At 32.6% G+C, this 2,682-nt stretch carries 4 protein-coding genes; 1 reads left to right on the top strand and 3 read right to left on the bottom strand.

Going from position 1 to position 2,682, the window contains the following annotated elements; genetic code table 11:
• Positions 1 to 102: 102 nt before the first annotated feature.
• The 3 genes from MWG72_RS15365 to MWG72_RS15375 form a co-directional block, all read right to left on the bottom strand.
• A complete protein-coding gene (locus MWG72_RS15365; RefSeq protein ID WP_026444423.1) occupies positions 103 to 1,248 on the bottom strand; it encodes an acetyltransferase domain-containing protein in 1,146 nt (381 codons plus the stop codon).
• A 186-nt stretch (positions 1,249 to 1,434) separates the two neighbouring features.
• Positions 1,435 to 1,740 (bottom strand): helix-turn-helix domain-containing protein, encoded by a 306-nt coding sequence (locus MWG72_RS15370; RefSeq protein ID WP_026444424.1) that lies wholly within the window; start codon positions 1,738 to 1,740, stop codon positions 1,435 to 1,437.
• Positions 1,724 to 2,044 (bottom strand): transcriptional regulator, encoded by a 321-nt coding sequence (locus tag MWG72_RS15375; protein ID WP_247144423.1) that lies wholly within the window; start codon positions 2,042 to 2,044, stop codon positions 1,724 to 1,726. Before MWG72_RS15375 ends, MWG72_RS15370 begins: the two co-directional genes overlap by 17 nt.
• 359 nt (positions 2,045 to 2,403) lie before the next feature.
• On the opposite strand from MWG72_RS15375, the gene MWG72_RS15380 reads away from it, so the two are divergent.
• The coding region (locus tag MWG72_RS15380) for a KGG domain-containing protein (protein WP_247144424.1) at positions 2,404 to 2,682 on the top strand (279 nt) is incomplete at its 3' end.

The following is a 2,682-nucleotide window of genomic DNA, read 5'->3' on the forward strand; positions in this document are numbered from 1 at the left end:
TCAAAAATGGGAGCTTTAAGCTCCCATTTTGAGCAGATTTATCACTTATAAAATGGGTTTGAGTGGTCTAATTAATGGAACCACATTAATTTATAAGTTAACTTATAAATATTTAAGCAATTTTATTTGCTTATTTTTATGCTTAAAATTTGAGAATTTAAGCATTAATGGATAAAGCAATATACTTAGCATAATTGTTATAAACCATAAACTTATTACAGTATTTACTCCAAAATATGCACCTTGATTTGTTCCCCATATCCCTACAGAAATTGCATATAATGCTTTAAGAAGAAATAAATGTACGATATAGAAAAACATAGGTACTGAACCAAATACTATTAAGGGTTTAACCCATTTCTTATCTTCAACTTTATTTAACAATGCTAGAAGAATAAATCCAATTCCTACATTAAAAAGTGTAAATAGCAATGATGGTGGATATTTAGTTAGGTTGAAAAAACTCATCCCTGTTTCAAGAAAATTCTGTTGAACAGTCCATTCCTGATCACCATATAGATTTATTAGTCTTAAAATAAAAAATAGACCAATACTCAATATACCTGTAGTAAGTAAAGCTATATTGCGACGATGATTGTTTTTACTAGCATCAAATATATAACCGCCAATACAATATCCTAGTGTGATAATACCAATCCACGGTAAGACTGGATAAGAGGTTCTTAGACGAATTTCACCTAGCTCAATCCAACCTCTCTCATATAAAACAAACCAAAAATTCTGAAGAATAGGAATATTTGAAAAAGAAACTTGCTCTAATAAATTATGTCCAAAGATGATAATTAAACTGATTGACCAAAGCCATTTTTTGGATATATTTATCAACAATGATAAAGCAACCATACTTAGTCCAATAGCCCAGATCACTTGTAAATAAATAACATCTGGTGGAAATCTACCTGTCCAAGCAAAATTAATGATCACTAATTCAAGAAATATAAGGAATAGCCCTCGTTTTAGTAAAAATTCCCTTGTCATTGTTAAGCTATTATATTTACTCTGATATAAATACGCTGACAGTCCAGTTAAAACAACAAAAACAGGTGCACATAAATGAGCTAAAGTTCTGCTAAAAAAAAGGAATCCTTCAGTATCAGGTATAAGCATTGGATCTGTGACTTGATGATGTAAGTAAAATGTTTCTCTAACATGGTCTAACATCATAATTAGAATTACTAAACCTCTTAAAGCATCTATTGCTTGTAACCGATCAAACGTACGAGTCATGATGAGTAATAATTTAAAAATAAATGTAATGTTATATCATTTCAAAGTATAATTAAAATTAATCATGGCACTTAATTTGACTAAGTGTAATTTGACTAAGTGTAGTTTTCCTAAAATTAACATAATACGCGTTATACGAATCTAAAAATGGGAGCCTAAGCTCCCATTTTTACTATATTTTTTTAATTAGCTAAGAGCTTCTCTAACAAAAGAAGGATCTTTGATAAACAGCTTAATTAAGGATTGTGCAGCTTTAGATGGTTTACGTACACCTTGTTCCCAACTTTCCAAAGTACGCACAGATACACCTAAAGTTTCGGCAAATTCACGTTGGCTTAACTCTGATTTTTGGCGAGCTAAAGCGACATCAGTTTGAGTAATGGTATAAGTTTTGACTGGAGCATTGGCAAGCATTTCATCTACTGCCATAAGTAATTCAGCACCAATATCTCGTTCAGCATCACGGCTTACAATATCATTTGAGTGATTCATTTAACTTCTCCACTAAAGCACGTAGTACTTTTTTATCGAGTTGATCAACAGCAGATTTCCCATAAATGGTAAGTAACCATATTTGTCCGTTAGCTAGACGGTTGTAATAGATTACTCTGACTCCACCGCTTTTACGTGTCTTACCAGATCCCCAACGAACTTTACGTATTCCTCCTGAGTTAGGTTCTACATCACCAACTTCAGGATTGGAAGCAAGAAAAATTTTAAACTCGTTGTATTCTTTTTCTGTCCGATAGTCTGAATAAAACTTACTGAACAAAGATGTTTCGCATATTGTATACATCAAGCTTCCATACTATCTACTACTATGTAGTAATTTTATTGTACTACATAGTAGTACTTTATCAATGTTTTTTCTCAAATTTCGTATAATCACCATTATGTTAAATGGACAATATGTTTATATAGAAATCCATATTTTTAGCTTCAGTTCTTATAGGTAAATATACGGGACTTTCTTGTTATTTTCGTAAATAAAAAATAAAAAAAAATTCTTAAATTAAAGTTTCTTATATGAATATTATTTAGCGCTTTTACATTAATAAGATTAGAAACATATGCCAGGTTCATTCTTAAATTTATATCTTCTAACTTAGACAAGCTATTTACCTTTCGCGAAGAAGAATCAAAGGCGGTATAGATATGGCTAATCAAAATGATGATACAAATACATCAAATCGTGGATTTGCGAGCATGGACCCAGACCGACAACGTGAGATAGCGAGTCAGGGTGGTAAAGCTGCTCATGAAAGTGGAAATGCTCATGAGTTCACGTCAGAAGAAGCTCGTGAAGCAGGGAGAGCTGCCCATCGAAGTGGAAATGCTCATGAGTTCACTTCAGAAGAAGCGCGTGAAGCGGGCTCTCGTAGTCATATAAATGATAATAATTCTGGTGGCCGAGGACGTGGTCGCAGCCGTGAT

The organism is Acinetobacter lwoffii, assembly GCF_022967985.1.
GTDB lineage: Bacteria > Pseudomonadota > Gammaproteobacteria > Pseudomonadales > Moraxellaceae > Acinetobacter.